Origin of the sequence: Microbacterium sp. CCH5-D1 (assembly GCF_001557335.1) — a bacterium.
GTDB lineage: Bacteria > Actinomycetota > Actinomycetes > Actinomycetales > Microbacteriaceae > Microbacterium > Microbacterium oxydans.
In genome coordinates this window covers 1-16,041 of record NZ_LSJW01000228.1, presented here as the reverse complement: position 1 = coordinate 16,041, position 16,041 = coordinate 1, and the positions used below count along the sequence as shown (strand labels likewise).

The following is a 16,041-nucleotide window of genomic DNA, read 5'->3' as shown; positions in this document are numbered from 1 at the left end:
GGATGGGTCTCCCCGGGGACCTGTCGTCGTCATCACGATTCGTGAAGGCGGTGTTCACGCGGATGAACTCCGTTTCGGGGAGCTCCGAGTCGGAGTCGATCAGCCAGTTCTTCCAGATCCTCGGCTCCGTCGCCCAGCAGCGCGGATGCGTGCAAGTGGGCGACGAGGAGAAGTACGAGATCACCATCTACTCGTCATGCTGCAACGCCGACAAGGGGATCTACTACTACACGACCTATGAGAACAGCCAGATCACCGGGGTCGACATGCACCGTGAGGACCTCGATGGCTCCGAGTTGGTCGCCTACCCGCTCGTCGAAGGGCAGCAGATCTCCATGCAGAACTGACGTATGACCGGAGCCGTGTGAGAGGGGGGCAGCGGCCGGGGGCTCAGTAACCCAGTCGTGCCCGAACGTCGTTGAGCAGCTGCGAAGAGCGCAATGCCGCATCGGGCGCGACAGCGGAGATGCCCTGGACCAGTACGTCTGAGATGAGGATCGCCGAGAGGCTCTCGGAAGTCAGTCCTGTGGGGGTGTGGGGTGCGGTCAGGATCGCGTCGACACGGGAGGAGAGCCTCTCGTGGAGCTCGTCGGTCACGAGGATGACGCCGGCGCCCATCAACTGTGCGTGGTCCAGGAGTACATCGATGTCGCGGGTGACCCGTCCAGGCGCGAAGATGACGAGGACGTCCTTCGCCTCGAGGTTCAGGACCTCGTCTGCGAGACGGAATCCGTCGGTGCTGAGCCGCCGAGTGGAGAGTCCCGTCCGTCGTAGGCGCAGTGCGAGGTTGTCAGCGGCGATCCCGGAGGCGCCGAGGCCGTAGCAGTAGATGCTCTCGGCGCGCATGAGCAGCGTGATGGCGGCGGAATACGCAGCGTCGTCGTTCGAGCTGCGTGCGAGTTCGATGAGCGACGCCGCCTCATCCCAGGTCTCCTGCTGGATGCGGGCGAGGTCCTGGCCGATGTGCTCGATGCGGGTCCTGAGGCGCACCTCGGGCGAGACGCTGCTCGAGAACGGAGCGGCCACCTCCTGCTTCAGATGTGAGAGCCCCGAGTATCCAAGCTTCTGCAGGGTGCGCACGACGGAGGCGTTCGAGGTGCCGCTCTGGGTGCCCAGTTCGGCGGCGCTCGCATAGAGGATGTGCTCAGTTGACGTCGATGAGAGCACGCGACAGACGGCACGTTCGGATTTCGAGAGGTCGTTCCACGTCCTGGCGATGCGCGCGCGGAGGCCGGAGAGCGCAGGGTTCTCTGTATCGCTTGTTACAAACGGTTCCATTGCTGTATCATTCTGTTCGAGAGGCGCATCATCCGTAACGGATGATTCAATCATCCCGGGTGCAACCTCATTGCGCAACAGGCGCACCTGACAGGGAGGTCAAATGGCGGTCATGACACCGATCCGCACGATCGAGATCAGTGGGGCGCCCCGCGAGCGCGGGCGCCGATACGGCGAGGCCGCCGCCGACCTCATCGCCGGCTCGATCGAGTACTACACGGAAGCGCTGACCCAACAGACCGGCATGAGCTGGGCCGGGATCACGGATTCCGTCTCGCGATGGGTTCCGATCAGCGAGCAGATCGCGCCGCACCTCGTCGAGGAGATGCGGGGGATCGCGGAGGGGGCGGGTGTCGCCTTCGCCGAGATCGTCACGCTGAACGTGCGCGGTGAGTTCGTCTACGACCACCAGGGACCGTCGCGAGTCACGAGGACCGCGGCCCGTGCCGCCGACGACGAGCGCGACGACGCCGTCGACGGCTGCACGTCGTTCTTCCTGACAGGTGAGGGCAGCGGCACCGGGCACACGCTCGTCGGGCAGAACTGGGACTGGCGCACGCGCACCGCGGGAACGACCCTCATCGTCCGCGTCGTGCAGGATCCGCTTCCCACGGTGATCATGCAGGTGGAAGCCGGGCAGGTGGGACGCCACGGTGCCAACTCCGCCGGTATCTCGCTGAACGCCAACGGCCTCGGGGGGAGCTTCGGGGCGGCGGTCGGCGTGCCGCAGACCCTGATCCGCCGGCTCGTGCTCGATCAGGGCGATATCGCGAGCGCGCTCAGGATGCTGGTCAAGACCCGTCCCCATATCGCGAGCAATGCGCTCCTCGCCGACCGCAGCGGATTCGGCATCGACCTCGAGACCACGCCGAGCGGCGTGGACTGGATCTATCCCGAACGCGGCGTGATCGCGCACACCAACCACTTCCAGGCTTCCGTGCCGCCGCAGCTCGCCGGGTCCTACCTTCCGGTGGCAGCGGATTCGCTGCTTCGTCTGCCGCGTGTCCAGGCCGGGCTGGCGGCGGTCGCTCGTGCGGAGAACCCCGAACACAGCTACGCGCTCGTGCGTGAGGCGATGTCGGATCACCTCGGCTTCCCCGAGGGCGTCTGCACACATCCGCATCCCGACTCCCCCTCGGTGAAGCAGTGGTCGACGCTCCTCTCGAGCTGTGTCGACCTCACCACCGGCGAATACCGCGTCGCGAACGGATTCCCCTGCGAAACCGAGTACGAGGTGCTGCCCTGGAATCTCTACGACGGCCCGCACGACGAACTCCCCTCCCCCTGACCGACAGATTGAGAACCCGAGGAGATAGCGTTCAATGAAGAAGCAGCATCACCCCATCACCGTGACGATCGGCGTGCTCGCCGCCTCGGCATTCGTGCTCGCCGGCTGCAGTTCGGGGTCGAAGGGCGAAGACGGTGACGCCGCACTCGACGTGCCTTTCGGTGCGACGACACCCGCCGCCTCCGGTCCGCTCGAGAGCGTGACGTGGATGCTCGGCGGCGAGCCGACGACACTCGATGCCGACATCGATGCCACCACCGCCGACGACACGGTTCTCGCGAACGTCTGCGACCGGCTCATGCAGGTGCAGCCCGACCTGACCCTCGGTCCCGGGCTGGCATCGGACGCCGAGTGGACCGACGACACCCATCTCGTCTTCACCATCAGGCAGGGGGCGCTGTTCCACGACGGCAGCCCCGTGAGCACGGCGGACGTCGTGTGGAGCATGCAGCGCCACTCCGAGGACGGTGCCGCCGAATCCGACGAGTACCGGAACGTGGTCTCGATCGAGCAGACCGGCACCGACCAGATCACTGTCACGACATCGCAGCCGGATGCGATTCTGCTCCAGGCGATGGCGGGCGACGGCGGTATCGTCTGGAACCCGCGCGTCATCGAAGCCGAAGGGGAGGGCTTCGGCAGCCCCGGCTCCGCCTCCGCGTGCAGCGGGCCGTACCAGGTGACGTCGTGGGACGCGGGGTCGCAGCTCACCATCACCAGGTTCCCCGAGTACTGGAACTCCGACGTCGATGCCCTCACGGACGAGGTCGTCTTCCGATGGGCCGACGAGACCGCGATAGCCAACTCGGTCACGACGGGCGAGGCCCAGGGGTCGTTCCTCGAGAACGCCGGCGCCGCCCGGAGTTTCATCGGGAGCGCCGATGTGTCCGTGTATCAAGGACCCTCGACGAACGCGTGGGTGCTCGAGACGACCGATCGCGGCGCACTGACGGATGAGCGCATCCGGCAGGCCCTCTCGCTCGCCCTTGACCGGACCGGCGTCGCCACGGCTGCCTTCGGCGGTCTCGCCCAGCCGTGGAAGACACCCGTCGGTTCGGGAGCCTGGGGATACGAGGCCGACACCTTCGAGCAGGCCTACGACGCTCTCGAGGGCGCGCCCGCGAAGCCGAGCGAGTCCGATCTCGCGGCGGCCAAGGACCTGATCGCCGAGGCCGGCGCCCCTTCCGCCCCGATCGTCGTCGCCTCGAACGGCTCGTCGACGCACAACGTGATCGCGAATGCGCTGGTCGCCGCGGCGCAATCGATCGGGCTCGAGGCGGAGATCACCGTGATCCCGCAGGTGCAGTACGGCGACTTCTACTCCGACCCCGACCTCCGAGGCCAGGCCGATCTGTGGCCCGACGAGTACTACATCTCGAAGAACGACCCCCTCGGCTTCTACAAGAACGGCGCGTCCGATGCGAGCGTGAACTTCGGCGTCTTCTCCGACCCGGAATACGATGCGCTCGTCGACGAGGGCTACGCCGCGACGGATGACGTCGAGCGCGCCGAGATCACGACAGAGCTGCAGAAGCGCTGGGTGGAGCACGCGGTGTGGATCCCGGTCGTCGCGACGCCGTCGACGCTCATCATGTCGAAGGCGGTCACGGGTGTCCCCGCCTCTGCAGCGTTCATCTACTACCCGTGGGCCGTCGATCTCGGCCGCGCGAAGGGGTAGTCACGATGCCATTCGCGCTCCGCAAGCTCGCAGGCATGGTCTTCACGCTGGTGATCGCCTCCTTCATCATCTTCGCTGCGATGTACGCAGCGCCGGGTGACCCGGTCACGTTCCTCATCGGCAACCCCGAGAACCTGACCCCGGAGCGGATCGCGAGCGTCCGGGCCCAGTACCACCTGGACGAGCCGATGCTCGTCCAGTACTGGCACTGGGCCTCCGGAGTCCTCACCGGCGACTTCGGACAGTCGTTCCAGTACCACCAGCCCGTGAGCGCGCTCCTGGCGGCGAGGGTTCCCATCACCCTGTCGCTCGTCGCCTACGCGGCCGTCGTGCTCACGGTCGTCGGCATCGGCCTCGGCATCGTCGCGGCCGTGCGCCGAGGAAAGGCGGCCGATACCGCCATCATCGGATTCACGACTCTCGCAGCGAGCATCCCCTCCTTCGTGCTGGGAATCGCCTTCGTCGCGTTCTTTGCCGTGGAACTGCGATGGTTCCCCGTGGCAGGTGCGGGTTCCGCTGGACTCGATCGTCTGTATGCGCTCACGCTCCCGGCGCTCACCCTCGCCATCACCGCGCTCGCCATCGTGAGCCGCGTGACACGACAGTCCATGATCGAGCAGTTCTCCTCGGAACACGTCGAGGCCGCCCGAGCCTCGGGTCTCCGCGAGCGGTACATCGTGCGCGATCATGTCCTGCGCGGGGCCTGGGGCCCCATCATCACCATGGTCGCGCTCGTCATCGCGAGCATGATCGCCGGAACGGTCGCGGTCGAGACGGTGTTCGGGATCTCCGGCGTCGGCTCGCTCCTCGTCGACGCGATCAACACGCACGACTTCCCGGTGGTGCAGGCGGTGCTCCTGTTCATGGTCGTCGCCTACATGATCGTCACGACGATCGTCGATCTGCTCCTTCCCGTGCTCGACCCCCGTATCCGACGAAGGACGGTGTCCGCATGACCTCCGTGCTCCTCCCACGGGTGCGCCGCCGTCGGCGCTCCGGATCCGACGTCGGGTTCTGGATCTCCTGCGGCCTCCTCGCGCTCATCGCGGTCGCGGCAGCTTTCGCCCCGCTCCTCGCCCCCTACGAGGCCGACAGCGTCGACTTCGGAGCGATCTGGGAAGGGCCGAGCGCACAGCACCTGCTCGGCACGGACCAGCTCGGGCGCGACCTCTTCTCCCGGCTTCTCATCGGAGCGGGTGAGACACTCGTCGGACCGGTCGTGCTGCTCGCGCTCGCCACCGTGCTCGGGGTGGCGATCGGTGTCCTGGCGGCGTGGCGAGGCGGATGGATCGATACGGTCCTGGCCCGCGTGACCGACGTCATGTTCGCGTTCCCCGGACTGCTCTTCGTCGTGCTCGTCATCGCCGTGTTCGGCAAGGGACCGGCCACGGCGATCGTGGCGCTCGCGCTCGCATACGCGCCGGTCATCGCGAAGTACACGCGCAGCCTGGCTCTGAGCGAGATGACGCGGCCCTACATCGACGCGTACCGGGTTCAGGGGCTCGGCGGCCTGACGATCTGCGTGCGCGGAGTCATCCCGAATCTGCTCCCTCCGCTCGTCGGGTATCTCGTCGTCCTCTTCGGCGAAGCCCTCATGAGTCTCGCGACGCTCAGCTTTCTCGGGTTCGGGGCGCAGCCTCCGAGCTCGGAGTGGGGCCTGATGGTCCAGGAGGGGCAACCCGGAATCATCCAGGGGGAATTCCTGCCGACGCTCGTCCCCGGTGCCGCCATCGCCATCGTCGTCATCGCGGTGAACGTCGCCGGGGTGCGCGTGGCCGACCGACTGCTTGCGAAGGGATGAATGATGCTCCTCGACATACAGGACCTTGATCTGGCGTTCGGCGAAGGCGACGACGCGGTTCGGATCCTCACCGGCGTCAGCCTCGTGGTGGACCGCGGCGAGCTCGTCGGGCTCGTCGGGGAGTCGGGCTCGGGCAAGTCGACGACGGCGCGCGCGGCCCTCGCCCTCTACGGCGATGAGGCGACGATCGCGGGGAGCATCCGCGTCGACGGGACCCAGATGGTGGCGGCCGATGAGAAGACCCGGCGGCGCGTGCGCTCCGAATCCGTCTCGCTGGTGCAGCAGGATCCGCGTTCCGCGCTCAACCCCGTGCGTCGCATCGGGGATTCACTCGCCGAACGACTCGTCCGCGTGCACGGCTGGCGACGGGGCCGCGCCGAGGCGCATATCGTCCAGCTCCTCGCCGCGGTGGGACTCACCCACCCGGAGCGGCGAATGCGACAGTACCCGTATGAGCTCTCGGGCGGCATGCTCCAGCGCGTGGTCATCGCTTCCGCATTGAGCACCGATCCCGCGCTCCTGCTCGCCGATGAGGCGACGAGTGCGCTCGACGTGACGACGCAGGCCGAGATCATCGCGATCTTCCAACGGCAGATCCGCGACCGTGGTCTCGGCATGCTCTTCATCACCCACGACCTGGCTCTGGCCGGGGCGATCTGCGATCGGATCCATGTCCTGCGCCAGGGCGAGATCGTCGAGACGCTCACGAAGCCGGGGCTCTTCGCGGACGCGGTTCATCCGTACACGCTCTCGCTGATCGCCGCGGCCCCTGTACTCGACACGAAGGAGGCGTCATGAGTCTGGTGGAGGTCTCCGAGCTGTATCGGGCCTTTCGGATGGGTCCGGGATCCGAGCGCGTCGTCGCGGTGAACAACGTGAGCTTCGCCATCGAGTCGGGTGAGGCGCTCGGCCTCGTCGGTGAGTCGGGCTCGGGCAAATCGACGATCGCTCGGATCCTCGTGGGTCTGGAACGCGCCGACGCGGGGTCCGCGGTGATCGACGGCATCGACCGCCTCAGTCGACCGCGCGGCAGAGCCGAGCGTCTTGCGAGGGCTCGTGCGGTGCAGATGGTGTTCCAGGACCCGAACGGTTCTCTCGATCGCCGGCTGACCGTGCGCGAGGCGTTGCGGCGCACCCTGCGTCTGCGGGAACAGGGGGCGGGCGCGCACATCGACCGCACGATCGGAGAGCTGCTGGAACGCGTGCGGCTCACCGAGCGGCACGCCGACGCGAAGCCGCACGAGCTGTCGGGCGGTCAGCGGCAGCGCGTCGCGATCGCGCGCGCACTGGCGGTGTCTCCGCGCCTCGTCGTGCTCGACGAGGCGGTGTCCGCACTCGATGTCTCCGTGCAGGCGCAGGTGCTCGAGCTCCTCGCCGAGATCCAGCGGGAGTCGGGGGTGAGCTATCTGTTCGTCAGCCACGACCTCGCCGTCATCCGCGAGCTCTGCTCCCGTGTGCTCGTGCTGTTCCGCGGCACGGTCGTCGAACAGGGGGAGACCGGCCACGTGCTGCGGAACCCGCAGCACCCGTACTCGCAGCTCCTCATCGCCTCGACGCCCGGTCCGGGGTGGGACCCGGAGCGGGTCGTCCAGGACCGGATGACGTTTACGCAGCGCATGGAGGTCGTCGGTCGGGGCGACCGGAAGTAGGCCGGGTCAGAGCGGGAGGACGATCGCGGCGATCAGGCCGCCGCCTTTACGGGCGCGCAGGCGCACCTCGCCGCCATGGGTCTTGGCGATGCTCTGCACGATCGCGAGTCCCAGCCCGGTGCCGTCCGCGCCGGCCGAGGTGCGACTCGCATCGCCGCGGTAGAACGGCTCGGTGAGCAGCTGCACGGTGGCAGGAGTGATCTGCGCCCCGGTGTTCTCGATCTCGATGACGGCTCGTCCGCGTTCCCGTCGGGAGCGCACCCACAGCTCACCGCCGGGCACGTTGTGGCGGATGCCGTTCTCGAGCAGGTTGCGCACGGCCCTGGCCAGCAGCACCGCATCGCCCTCGACCGTGAGGTCGCGCAGGTTCGTGTGCACCTCGATCTCCTGGGCGTCGAGGTCGCCGACCTGGTCTTCGATGAGCGTGCGCAGCTCGACGGGTTCGACCTCTTCCAGGCCGGTGCGGGCACGCGCGAGGGCGAGCAGCGCCGTGATGAGCCGCTCACTCTGCTCGGTCGCCCGCAGTGCCCGCTGCATGTTGGCCTGCAGGTCCGCCGGCACCGCTCCCTGTTCGAGGGGGATCTCCAACGCAGTGCGCGTCGTCGTCAGCGGGGTGCGCAGTTCGTGCGAGGCGTTCGCCACGAAGCGGTCCTGGGCGGTGAACGCCGACTGCAGCCGGTCGAGCATCCCGTCGATCGTGTCGCCCAGCTCCTTGATCTCGTCGTCGGGCCCCGGCAGAGCGAGGCGTCGGCCGAGGTCGCGTTCGGAGATGTCGCGCGCGGCGGCCGTGACCTCTCCGATGCGGTCCAGCGAGCGGCGCGCGAGCCAGAACGCGATCGCGGCGGCCACCCCGGTGAAGGCCACGAGCACGACCACCGACCACAGCAGCAGCCCGTTGCCCACCTCGTCGGCGAGGAAGCTCGACTGCTGCAGCACCGCGCCTTCCACGGCGTCGAAGGTCAGGGTCTGGGACGGCACCGCGAGCTGCGCGTCGATGGATCCGACGTAGTACCCGCAGCCGGTGCTGGCCTGGCCCCAGAGGACGCTGCTGCTGTCGGGGAGCGGAGTCACCTCGCTGACGTCGGGTCCATCGGTCGCGCTCGACCCCTCGCCGACCTGCAGGACCGCCGCCATCGGGAGGCAACTGGCCTCGGTGGTGGTGATGGCCGTGGAGAACAGCTGTTGCACCACGAGGTACTGCACGGTGAGCAGGGCGGCACCGGCCGCGATGAAGACCGCGGTGATGATGATCACCAGTCGGGTGCGAAAGCTCATACGTCTCATGCGGTCGTCCCCACTCGATAGCCGTGTCCTGCCGCGGAGTGGATCACCTCGGGCGAGCCGAGTTTGCGTCGGAGCGTGTGCACCACGATCTTGACCACACCGCGTGTGCGCTCCTGCGGTTCGTCCCACACCTCGTCGAGGAGGTCGTCCGCGCTGACGTAGCCGCCCTCCGCGGCGAGAAGCGTCTCGAGCACCCCGAATTCCTTGAGCGTCAGCCGGATCGGGCTGCCGTCGCGCTCCACGATGCGTCGAGCGCTGTCGAGGCGCACTCCGGCGAACTCCTGCACGGCACTCGTCCGCGCAGATCCGCCACGACGGCCGAGGGCGCGGAGGCGGGCCAGCAGCTCCACGTACGCGAACGGCTTGGCGAGGTAGTCGTCGGCGCCGAGGTCGAGGCCCTCGACACGGTCGTTCAGGGTCCCTGCGGCCGTGAGCATCAGGATGCGTGCCGGATACTCCTGCGCGACCAGAGTGCGGCACACCGCGTCGCCGCTCAGCACCGGCAGGTCGCGGTCGAGCACGATCACGTCGACGTCGTTCGAGGCCGCGGAGGTCAGGGCTGCGGCTCCGTCGCGGGCGACCTCCACCAGGTAGCCCTCGCGGCGCAGGCCGGCGGCGAGCGTGTCGGCCAGGTCGGCCTCGTCTTCCACCAGCAGCAGTCGCATGGCACCTCCGTCATCCGAGGGTGCGTGTGCCGCGGTTAGTTTCCGGTTAGGCGCCGTCATACCGACAGCAAACCACCGCCTCCGTAGAACTGACTGCACGTCGCGGATGAGCTGCGACCGCGAGAAAGGGAACCTCATGTTCGATTCGAGAGCAGTCCGATCGTGGGCGGCGATCCCCGCTGTCTTCGCACTCTTCACGCTCGCCGCGTGCAGCGCACCATCGGGAGACGACAAGGCGAAGGACGGGGCCAACGATGCGGCGGCCGCCCGGTTCGTGACCTGCCTCACCGAGGAGGGGCAGACCGCGAAGATCGTCGAGGGGGGACAGGTGGGGATGCTGATGCCCGACGGTCCCGCGAGCGGCACCTCGACGGGCGGCATGATGTCGGTCGAAGCGGGCTCGGGCGACGACGAGGACCTCGCCATGACGATGGTCTTCTCGGACGACGACGGTACGTGGCTCGCATCGACTGCGGCATCGGGCTACCCGGAGGAGGGCGGGCAGCGCGCCGCGTGGGACACCTGTGAAGAGAAGGTCCCCGAGTTCACGCAGCCGAAGCCCGACATCTCGGACTCCGGAGCGCAGACGCAGATGATCTCGCCGGAGGAGATCATCGAGTCCGGTCTCGCCTTCGCCTCCTGCGCCAGAAAGAACGGCTTCGCCGACTTCGCCGACCCCGATGCTGACGGCATGCTCACCCTGCCGAAGGGGATCAGTGAAGACGAGGCGCGCACGCTTCTCGAAGCCTGCGCGGACACCACGGGCGACATGCCCCCGATGTTCACACAGGAGAGCATCGAAGCCGTCGACTTCGACTGGTTCGCGGTGATGAGCGAGTACTTCGAGGGCATGGTCTCCGCCGCCACCGTCCTTCCGTCGAAGGACGACGAATGAGCCGCCGGCTGACCAAGGTGCTCGTCCCGGTCGGAGTGCTGCTCGTGGCGGCCGCCGTGACCGTGGCCGTGCTGCAGCCCTGGAGCTCGGTGGCCGAGTCACCGGATGAGGAGAAGGCGCCGGTGACGGTCGAGGCGGAGCTCACCACGCTCACCTCCGATCTGCGCCTCAACGGAACCCTGAGCTACGGGGCGTCGGTCGCCCTGCCGGGCCGTGCCGGCACGATCACCCGCCTGCCGGCGGCGGGGGAGCAGATCGGTGTCGGGCAGGCGATCTACGAAGTGGACGGGAAGCCGGTGATCGCGATGCGGGGGGACCGTCCGTTCTGGCGCGACCTGGGCCTCGGCGCGGAGAAGGGGCCGGATGTCAGGCAGCTGGAACAGGCTCTCGCCGATCTCGGATTCGGCAAGAACATGACGATCGACGACGAGTTCACCGCGGTCACCGAGACCAACGTCAAGGCCTGGCAGAAGTCGCTCGGGGTGCCGCAGGACGGCATCGTGAAGCTGGGTGACATCGTCGCGATCAGCGCCGCATCCGTGCGGGTGGAGTCGGTCACGGCGAAGCTGGGAGACCCGGCGGGGTCGAGTCCGCTCAGTTACACGAGCACGACGCTGCGCGTGGTCGCCAAGCTGACGGATGCACAGGCGCGCGAGATCCTGCCCGCCACGAAGGTGACCGTGATCCTGCCGGACGGGACGGAGGCGCCGGCGACCGTGACCGCCGTCGACCCCGGCGGGCAGCCGACCGAGAAGGAGGGCGAGACCACTCCGCCCACCGCAGACGTCGAGTTCGACGACCCGGCCGTCGCCGAGGGCATCGGGCTGCGCGCGGTCAAGGTCGTGTTCGCGACGTCGGAGGTGAAGGATGCTCTGGTCGTGCCGGTCACAGCCCTGGTGGCGACGACCGACGGCGGCTACGCGGTCGACGTGCTGCGCAAGGGCGGAAAGGTCGAACGCGTCGCCGTGGAGGTCGGACTGATCGCCGACACCAAGGTGCAGGTCACGGGCGGAGAACTCGCCGCCGGCGATGCCGTGGTGGTGGCGCAATGAGCCCGGACACGGTGGTCGAGCTCGTCGACGTGATCAAGGAGTACCCGGGCAACCCGCCGCTGCGCGTGCTGCATGGCATGAGCCTCGCGATCGAGAGCGGTGAGCTGGTGGCCGTGGTCGGAGCCTCGGGATCGGGCAAGAGCACGATGCTCTCGATCATGGGCACCCTCGACGACCCCACGAGCGGCACCGTGCTGATCGATGGGACCGACGCCGCGGCTCTGCCCGAACGCGAGCGTGCCGTGCTGCGCGCTCGCCGCATCGGCTTCGTGTTCCAGCAGTTCTTCCTCCTGCCCGCACTGAGCGCGCTCGACAACGTCGCGCTCGGTCTGCTCTACTCCGGCGTGCCGTCGGCGGAGCGTTCCACCCGGGCGGCCGCAGCGCTGGAGCGGGTGGGCCTCGGCGCGCGCATGAAGCACAGACCCGGTCAGCTGTCCGGCGGTGAGCAGCAGCGCGTGGCGATAGCCAGGGCGATCGTCGGCGCTCCGTCGGTGCTGTTCGCCGATGAGCCGACAGGTGCGCTCGACTCGACGACGGGCGATCGCATCCTCGAACTGCTCACCTCGATCGCCGATTCCGGCACGGCCGTCGTGATCATCACGCACGATCCGCACATCGCCGAGCGCACGCAGCGGCAGGTCGGCATCCACGATGGCCGGATCGTGAGCGACACCGGCTCGCGCGTGAAGGAAGAGGTCGCCGCATGAGACGCAGAGGGGAGCGGATGCCGCGACTCAGTGTCGCTGACAGCATCCGCACGGCACTCATCGGTCCCCGCAGTCGCAAGATGCGCACGGCGCTGTCAGCGCTCGGCGTGGCGGTGGGCATCGCGGCGCTCACCGCGATCACGGGCATCGCCGCCTCGAACCAGGCCCAGCTGCTGGCCGAACTCGACTCCCTCGGCGCGAACATGATCGTCGTGCAGCCGGGCTACGGGCCCGACAACAAGCCGGTCGAGCTGCCGGAGACGGCCGCCGGGATGATCGAGCGGGTAGACGGGGTCGAACGGATCGGGGTGCTCGAGAAGGTGCCGGACGACACGGGTGTGTACCGCAACGACCTCATGCCGAAGAGTCAGGGCAACGGACTGACCGCCTATGCGGCGAGTCCCGACTTCCTGTCGTCGGTGGAGGGATCCGTGGCGAAGGGCTCGTGGTTCGACGAGACGGATCGCTCGCTGCCGGTGACCGTGCTGGGCGCGGCGGCTGCGGCGCGCATGGGCATCACGGAGCCGGGCGTGCGGGTATGGATCGGCGAGCAGTGGTACACCGTGATCGGGATCCTCGACGCAGCGGGCCTCGCCGAATCCATCGACGCGAGTGCGTTCCTCGGCGACCGGTGGGCGGCCGAGCACGTGGCGAAGAAGAGCGACGGCAGGATCGCCGCGATCTACGTGCGCATGGCCGACGGTGCGACGGGGGAGAAGGTCCGCGATGCGATCGCCCGCGCAGCGAACCCTTCGTCCCCGTATGTGCAGGTGAACGGGCTCGGCGACCTCGCCGGTGCGCGGGACACCGCGGATGACTCGCTGTCCGGCCTCGCGGTCGGACTCGCGGCGATCGCTCTGCTGGTCGGAGGGATCGGCATCGCGAACACCATGGTGGTGGCGGTGTTGGAGCGGCGCGGCGAGATCGGTCTTCGACGTGCGCTCGGCGCGCGCTCGGGGCAGATCGCGGGTCAGTTCGTGGCGGAGGCGATCGTGCTCGGCGGGCTGGGGGGCCTCGCCGGAGCCGCGGTCGGCGCGCTCGGGGTCGTCGTCTACGCCTCGATCCAGGGGCAGGCGGTGACGATCCCTGCGGTCGTGCTGTTCGGTGGCCCGGTCGTGGCGCTGGTGGTCGGCGTGATCGCCGGGCTCTACCCCGCGATCAGCGCCGCGCGCCTGTCGCCCACGGCGGCACTCCGCACGGTCTGAGGCCCTGGGTCCGAAGGTGCCGCCGAGCGCGGCGAAACGCCCCGGCCGGGGAGAATTCCCCGGTCGGAGCGTCCCGTCTCGCTTGGCGTCGATCAGCTGACCTTCTTCCGGTAGGAGATGATCGCGAACACGTAGGCGACCACGAGGATCCCGACGCACCAGGCGAGGGCGACCCAGATCTCGGACCCGACCGGCTCCTGCGCGAACAGCGCCTGGATGGTGTTGACGATCGAGGTGACGGGCTGGTTGTCTGCGAACCACTGCACCGGTGCCGGCATGGTGTCGGTGGGCACGAACGCCGAGCTGATGAACGGCAGGAAGATCAGCGGGTACGAGAAGGCACTCGCGCCGTCGACCGTCTTGGCGTTCAGGCCCGCGATGATCGCCAGCCAGGTGAGTGCCAGCGTGAACAGCATCAGGATGCCGATGACTCCGAGCCAGGCCCAGAAGCTCGCCCCGGTGCGGAAGCCCATGAGGAATCCGACGCCGAAGATGATCGCCAGGGTGATGGCGTTCGCCGTGAGGGACGTGAGCACGTGGGCCCACAACACGCTCGATCGGGCGATCGGCATGGAGTGGAACCGCTCGAAGATGCCGCTCTGCATGTCGGTGAACAGCCGGAACGCCGTGTAGGCGATGCCCGATGCGATCGCGATGAGCAGGATGCCCGGCAGCAGGTAGTTCACGTAGTTGTCGACGCCGGTGCTCTGCTGGAGGGCGCCGCCGAAGACGTACACGAACAGGAGCATCAGGGCGATCGGGGTGACTGCCGTGGTGATGATCGTGTCGGGGCTGCGGAAGATGTGCCGCATGGAGCGGCCGGTGAGTGTCGCCGTGTCGGCGGCGAAGTGCGTGGTCATGCTGCCTTCTCCTTTCCGGATGAGGGGCCGATGAGGGTGAGGAAGATCTCCTCGAGGGTGGGCTGCTTCTCGACGTACTCGACCTTCGCGGCCGGAAGCAGGCGCTTGAGTCCGGCGAGGGTGTCGTTCGCGATGATGCGGCCCTCGTGCAGGATCGCGATGCGGTCGGCCAGCTGCTCGGCCTCGTCGAGGTACTGCGTGGTGAGCAGCACCGTGGTGCCGGTGTTCGCGAGTTCCTTGACCACGTCCCACACCTCGATGCGGGCTTCGGGGTCAAGGCCGGTGGTCGGCTCGTCGAGGTAGATGACCTCGGGGTGTCCGACCAGACTCATCGCGATGTCGAGACGGCGACGCATGCCGCCCGAGTAGGTGCCGACCTTGCGCCCGCCGGCATCCGTCAGACGGAACGTGGCGAGCAGGTCGTCGGCGACCTTCCCGGCGTCGGGCAGATGCCGCAGCTTCGCGACGAGCACGAGGTTCTCGCGTCCGGTGAGGATCTCGTCGACCGCGGCGAACTGTCCGGTGAGGCTGATGCGCTCGCGCACTCCGACCGGGTCTGCGGCCACATCCACGCCCTGCACCGTCGCGGTTCCGGCATCCGACTTCAGCAGGGTGGAGAGGATGCGCACCATGGTGGTCTTACCGGCGCCGTTCGAGCCGAGGAGGGCGAAGATGCTGCCCTTCTCGACCTCGAAGTCGACGCCGCGCAGCACGTGCAGATCTTTGTAGGACTTCTCGATGCCGTGCACCGAGATGGCGGGGTTCGTCATGATTCCTCCTTCTTCTTCGCGTCGTCGAACGCCTTGATGAGGCGTGCGCGCTCCTTGTCGATCCACTGGCGTCCGCCGTACGCCGCGGCGTAGTTCTCGGCGAACTCGACCGGGTCGTCGCCGACGATGGCGCTGACCGGGGTGCCGTCGAGTGCGGCGCGCTCCCACATGTCTGCGATGTCGAGGAACATCTTCACGATGGTGTCGCCGTCGGTGACGCCGCCGTAATACATGTTGTAGCGCTGCTGGGCCTTCGCCATCTCCCGGTACGGCTCGGGCAGTGCGTTGATGCGGGCTTGCGCCTGCTTGTACAGCTTCTTCTCTTCGAGCGATCCGGTGATCGCTTCGATCCACTTCGCGGCCATGTCAGTTCTCCTTGTTCGTGGTGTCGGTGTTCGTGCTGTTCAGCTGTTCGATGTGCGTCTTGAGGAAATCCCAGGTCTTCCAGAACTCCTCGAGCTCCTGCCGGCCCTGCGCGTTGAGGGTGTACACCTTGCGGGGCGGACCCTTCTCGCTCGGGACCTTCTCGACGTCGACGAGGCTCTTCTGCTCGATGCGCACGAGGAGTGCGTAGATCGTGCCCTCGGCGATGTCGGTGAATCCGTGGTCGCGGATGCGTGTGGTGATCTCGTACCCGTATGCCGGCTGCTCGGCGAGGAGGGCCAGAACGATGCCCTCCAGAGTGCCCTTGAGCATCTCGGTCATCTGCTTGCCCATCAGGTCCTCCTCTCCTTGTCGGTTCAGTACTCAGTGTTGCTGGGTACCGGTACAAAGTAACACTGAGTACCGGTACTTAGCAACACTAAATACCAAGTTTCTTCCCGCGCTCGACGCCGAGACCCATCGCCTGCGCCGAGACCCACGCCTGCACGCGCCTAGAGCCGTGGGTCTCGGCGGCAAGAGTGGGTC

Annotated in this window: 18 protein-coding genes; 11 read left to right on the top strand and 7 right to left on the bottom strand. The window is 67.8% G+C overall.

Features of this window, described 5'->3' with window-relative positions:
• The coding region (locus AX744_RS21945; protein ID WP_061017462.1) for a linear amide C-N hydrolase at positions 1 to 347 on the top strand (347 nt) is incomplete at its 5' end.
• A 43-nt stretch (positions 348 to 390) separates the two neighbouring features.
• Here the strand turns inward: AX744_RS21945 and AX744_RS21940 are convergent.
• Positions 391 to 1,278, bottom strand: coding sequence for a MurR/RpiR family transcriptional regulator (locus AX744_RS21940; RefSeq protein WP_082738530.1), 888 nt, complete (start codon positions 1,276 to 1,278; stop codon positions 391 to 393).
• A 103-nt stretch (positions 1,279 to 1,381) separates the two neighbouring features.
• On the opposite strand from AX744_RS21940, the gene AX744_RS21935 reads away from it, so the two are divergent.
• Genes AX744_RS21935 through AX744_RS21910 form a run of 6 tightly spaced genes read left to right on the top strand, consistent with a single transcriptional unit; the run spans position 1,382 to position 7,694 of the window.
• Complete coding sequence (locus AX744_RS21935; RefSeq protein WP_058630830.1) at positions 1,382 to 2,566, top strand: C45 family autoproteolytic acyltransferase/hydolase; 1,185 nt, start codon at positions 1,382 to 1,384, stop codon at positions 2,564 to 2,566.
• 34 nt (positions 2,567 to 2,600) lie between these two features.
• Positions 2,601 to 4,244, top strand: a complete 1,644-nt coding sequence (locus AX744_RS21930; RefSeq protein WP_061017459.1) for an ABC transporter substrate-binding protein — start codon at positions 2,601 to 2,603, stop codon at positions 4,242 to 4,244.
• Between the two features lie 5 nt (positions 4,245 to 4,249).
• Positions 4,250 to 5,200 (top strand): ABC transporter permease, encoded by a 951-nt coding sequence (locus AX744_RS21925; protein ID WP_029258835.1) that lies wholly within the window; start codon positions 4,250 to 4,252, stop codon positions 5,198 to 5,200.
• Positions 5,197 to 6,045 (top strand): ABC transporter permease, encoded by an 849-nt coding sequence (locus AX744_RS21920; RefSeq protein ID WP_061017457.1) that lies wholly within the window; start codon positions 5,197 to 5,199, stop codon positions 6,043 to 6,045. Before AX744_RS21925 ends, AX744_RS21920 begins: the two co-directional genes overlap by 4 nt.
• The gene (locus AX744_RS21915) at positions 6,046 to 6,843 is read left to right on the top strand and encodes an ABC transporter ATP-binding protein (protein WP_061017455.1); all 798 of its coding nucleotides are present in this window, start codon (positions 6,046 to 6,048) and stop codon (positions 6,841 to 6,843) included.
• On the top strand, positions 6,840 to 7,694 hold the full coding sequence (locus AX744_RS21910) for an ABC transporter ATP-binding protein (protein WP_058630825.1): 855 nt from the start codon (positions 6,840 to 6,842) through the stop codon (positions 7,692 to 7,694). Before AX744_RS21915 ends, AX744_RS21910 begins: the two co-directional genes overlap by 4 nt.
• Before the next feature lie 6 nt (positions 7,695 to 7,700).
• On the opposite strand, the gene AX744_RS21905 is transcribed toward AX744_RS21910, so the two are convergent.
• Together AX744_RS21905 and AX744_RS21900 are read right to left on the bottom strand one after the other, a co-directional pair.
• Positions 7,701 to 8,969 (bottom strand): sensor histidine kinase, encoded by a 1,269-nt coding sequence (locus AX744_RS21905; protein WP_061017453.1) that lies wholly within the window; start codon positions 8,967 to 8,969, stop codon positions 7,701 to 7,703.
• A gap of 5 nt (positions 8,970 to 8,974) precedes the next feature.
• Entirely contained in the window at positions 8,975 to 9,643 is a 669-nt protein-coding gene (locus tag AX744_RS21900; protein WP_061017451.1) for a response regulator transcription factor, read from the bottom strand.
• 136 nt (positions 9,644 to 9,779) lie between these two features.
• Here AX744_RS21900 and AX744_RS21895 point away from each other — a divergent pair, with 136 nt between their 5' ends.
• The 4 genes from AX744_RS21895 to AX744_RS21880 are packed head-to-tail and all read left to right on the top strand — an operon-like array spanning position 9,780 to position 13,502.
• Positions 9,780 to 10,538: a hypothetical protein gene (locus AX744_RS21895; protein ID WP_061017449.1), complete on the top strand. Its 759-nt coding sequence runs from the start codon at positions 9,780 to 9,782 to the stop codon at positions 10,536 to 10,538.
• Positions 10,535 to 11,590: a peptidoglycan-binding protein gene (locus AX744_RS21890; protein WP_061017447.1), complete on the top strand. Its 1,056-nt coding sequence runs from the start codon at positions 10,535 to 10,537 to the stop codon at positions 11,588 to 11,590. The genes AX744_RS21895 and AX744_RS21890 overlap by 4 nt, the downstream gene beginning before the upstream one ends.
• A complete protein-coding gene (locus AX744_RS21885; RefSeq protein WP_061017445.1) occupies positions 11,587 to 12,297 on the top strand; it encodes an ABC transporter ATP-binding protein in 711 nt (236 codons plus the stop codon). Before AX744_RS21890 ends, AX744_RS21885 begins: the two co-directional genes overlap by 4 nt.
• Positions 12,294 to 13,502: an ABC transporter permease gene (locus AX744_RS21880; RefSeq protein ID WP_082682522.1), complete on the top strand. Its 1,209-nt coding sequence runs from the start codon at positions 12,294 to 12,296 to the stop codon at positions 13,500 to 13,502. Before AX744_RS21885 ends, AX744_RS21880 begins: the two co-directional genes overlap by 4 nt.
• A gap of 92 nt (positions 13,503 to 13,594) precedes the next feature.
• Here the strand turns inward: AX744_RS21880 and AX744_RS21875 are convergent, their stop codons facing one another.
• Genes AX744_RS21875 through AX744_RS21860 form a run of 4 tightly spaced genes read right to left on the bottom strand, consistent with a single transcriptional unit; the run spans position 13,595 to position 15,849 of the window.
• Positions 13,595 to 14,362, bottom strand: coding sequence for an ABC transporter permease (locus tag AX744_RS21875; protein ID WP_061017443.1), 768 nt, complete (start codon positions 14,360 to 14,362; stop codon positions 13,595 to 13,597).
• A complete protein-coding gene (locus AX744_RS21870; protein WP_061017442.1) occupies positions 14,359 to 15,132 on the bottom strand; it encodes an ABC transporter ATP-binding protein in 774 nt (257 codons plus the stop codon). The genes AX744_RS21875 and AX744_RS21870 overlap by 4 nt, the downstream gene beginning before the upstream one ends.
• A complete protein-coding gene (locus AX744_RS21865; protein ID WP_061017439.1) occupies positions 15,129 to 15,497 on the bottom strand; it encodes a DUF1048 domain-containing protein in 369 nt (122 codons plus the stop codon). The genes AX744_RS21870 and AX744_RS21865 overlap by 4 nt, the downstream gene beginning before the upstream one ends.
• 1 nt (position 15,498) lies before the next feature.
• Positions 15,499 to 15,849: a PadR family transcriptional regulator gene (locus tag AX744_RS21860; RefSeq protein WP_046748117.1), complete on the bottom strand. Its 351-nt coding sequence runs from the start codon at positions 15,847 to 15,849 to the stop codon at positions 15,499 to 15,501.
• Positions 15,850 to 16,041: the final 192 nt, after the last annotated feature.

What these genes read in the sequence shown, in the direction of transcription:
- AX744_RS21925 (WP_029258835.1), top strand. Translation starts at nt 4,250, where the DNA reads ATGCCATTCGCGCTCCGCAAGCTCGCAGGCATGGTCTTCACGCTGGTG.
- AX744_RS21935 (WP_058630830.1), top strand. Translation starts at nt 1,382, where the DNA reads ATGGCGGTCATGACACCGATCCGCACGATCGAGATCAGTGGGGCGCCC.
- AX744_RS21875 (WP_061017443.1), bottom strand. Translation starts at nt 14,362, where the DNA reads ATGACCACGCACTTCGCCGCCGACACGGCGACACTCACCGGCCGCTCC.
- AX744_RS21900 (WP_061017451.1), bottom strand. Translation starts at nt 9,643, where the DNA reads ATGCGACTGCTGCTGGTGGAAGACGAGGCCGACCTGGCCGACACGCTC.
- AX744_RS21940 (WP_082738530.1), bottom strand. Translation starts at nt 1,278, where the DNA reads ATGGAACCGTTTGTAACAAGCGATACAGAGAACCCTGCGCTCTCCGGC.
- AX744_RS21880 (WP_082682522.1), top strand. Translation starts at nt 12,294, where the DNA reads ATGAGACGCAGAGGGGAGCGGATGCCGCGACTCAGTGTCGCTGACAGC.
- AX744_RS21895 (WP_061017449.1), top strand. Translation starts at nt 9,780, where the DNA reads ATGTTCGATTCGAGAGCAGTCCGATCGTGGGCGGCGATCCCCGCTGTC.
- AX744_RS21865 (WP_061017439.1), bottom strand. Translation starts at nt 15,497, where the DNA reads ATGGCCGCGAAGTGGATCGAAGCGATCACCGGATCGCTCGAAGAGAAG.
- AX744_RS21890 (WP_061017447.1), top strand. Translation starts at nt 10,535, where the DNA reads ATGAGCCGCCGGCTGACCAAGGTGCTCGTCCCGGTCGGAGTGCTGCTC.
- AX744_RS21915 (WP_061017455.1), top strand. Translation starts at nt 6,046, where the DNA reads ATGATGCTCCTCGACATACAGGACCTTGATCTGGCGTTCGGCGAAGGC.
- AX744_RS21920 (WP_061017457.1), top strand. Translation starts at nt 5,197, where the DNA reads ATGACCTCCGTGCTCCTCCCACGGGTGCGCCGCCGTCGGCGCTCCGGA.
- AX744_RS21870 (WP_061017442.1), bottom strand. Translation starts at nt 15,132, where the DNA reads ATGACGAACCCCGCCATCTCGGTGCACGGCATCGAGAAGTCCTACAAA.
- AX744_RS21860 (WP_046748117.1), bottom strand. Translation starts at nt 15,849, where the DNA reads ATGGGCAAGCAGATGACCGAGATGCTCAAGGGCACTCTGGAGGGCATC.
- AX744_RS21885 (WP_061017445.1), top strand. Translation starts at nt 11,587, where the DNA reads ATGAGCCCGGACACGGTGGTCGAGCTCGTCGACGTGATCAAGGAGTAC.
- AX744_RS21905 (WP_061017453.1), bottom strand. Translation starts at nt 8,969, where the DNA reads ATGAGCTTTCGCACCCGACTGGTGATCATCATCACCGCGGTCTTCATC.
- AX744_RS21910 (WP_058630825.1), top strand. Translation starts at nt 6,840, where the DNA reads ATGAGTCTGGTGGAGGTCTCCGAGCTGTATCGGGCCTTTCGGATGGGT.
- AX744_RS21930 (WP_061017459.1), top strand. Translation starts at nt 2,601, where the DNA reads ATGAAGAAGCAGCATCACCCCATCACCGTGACGATCGGCGTGCTCGCC.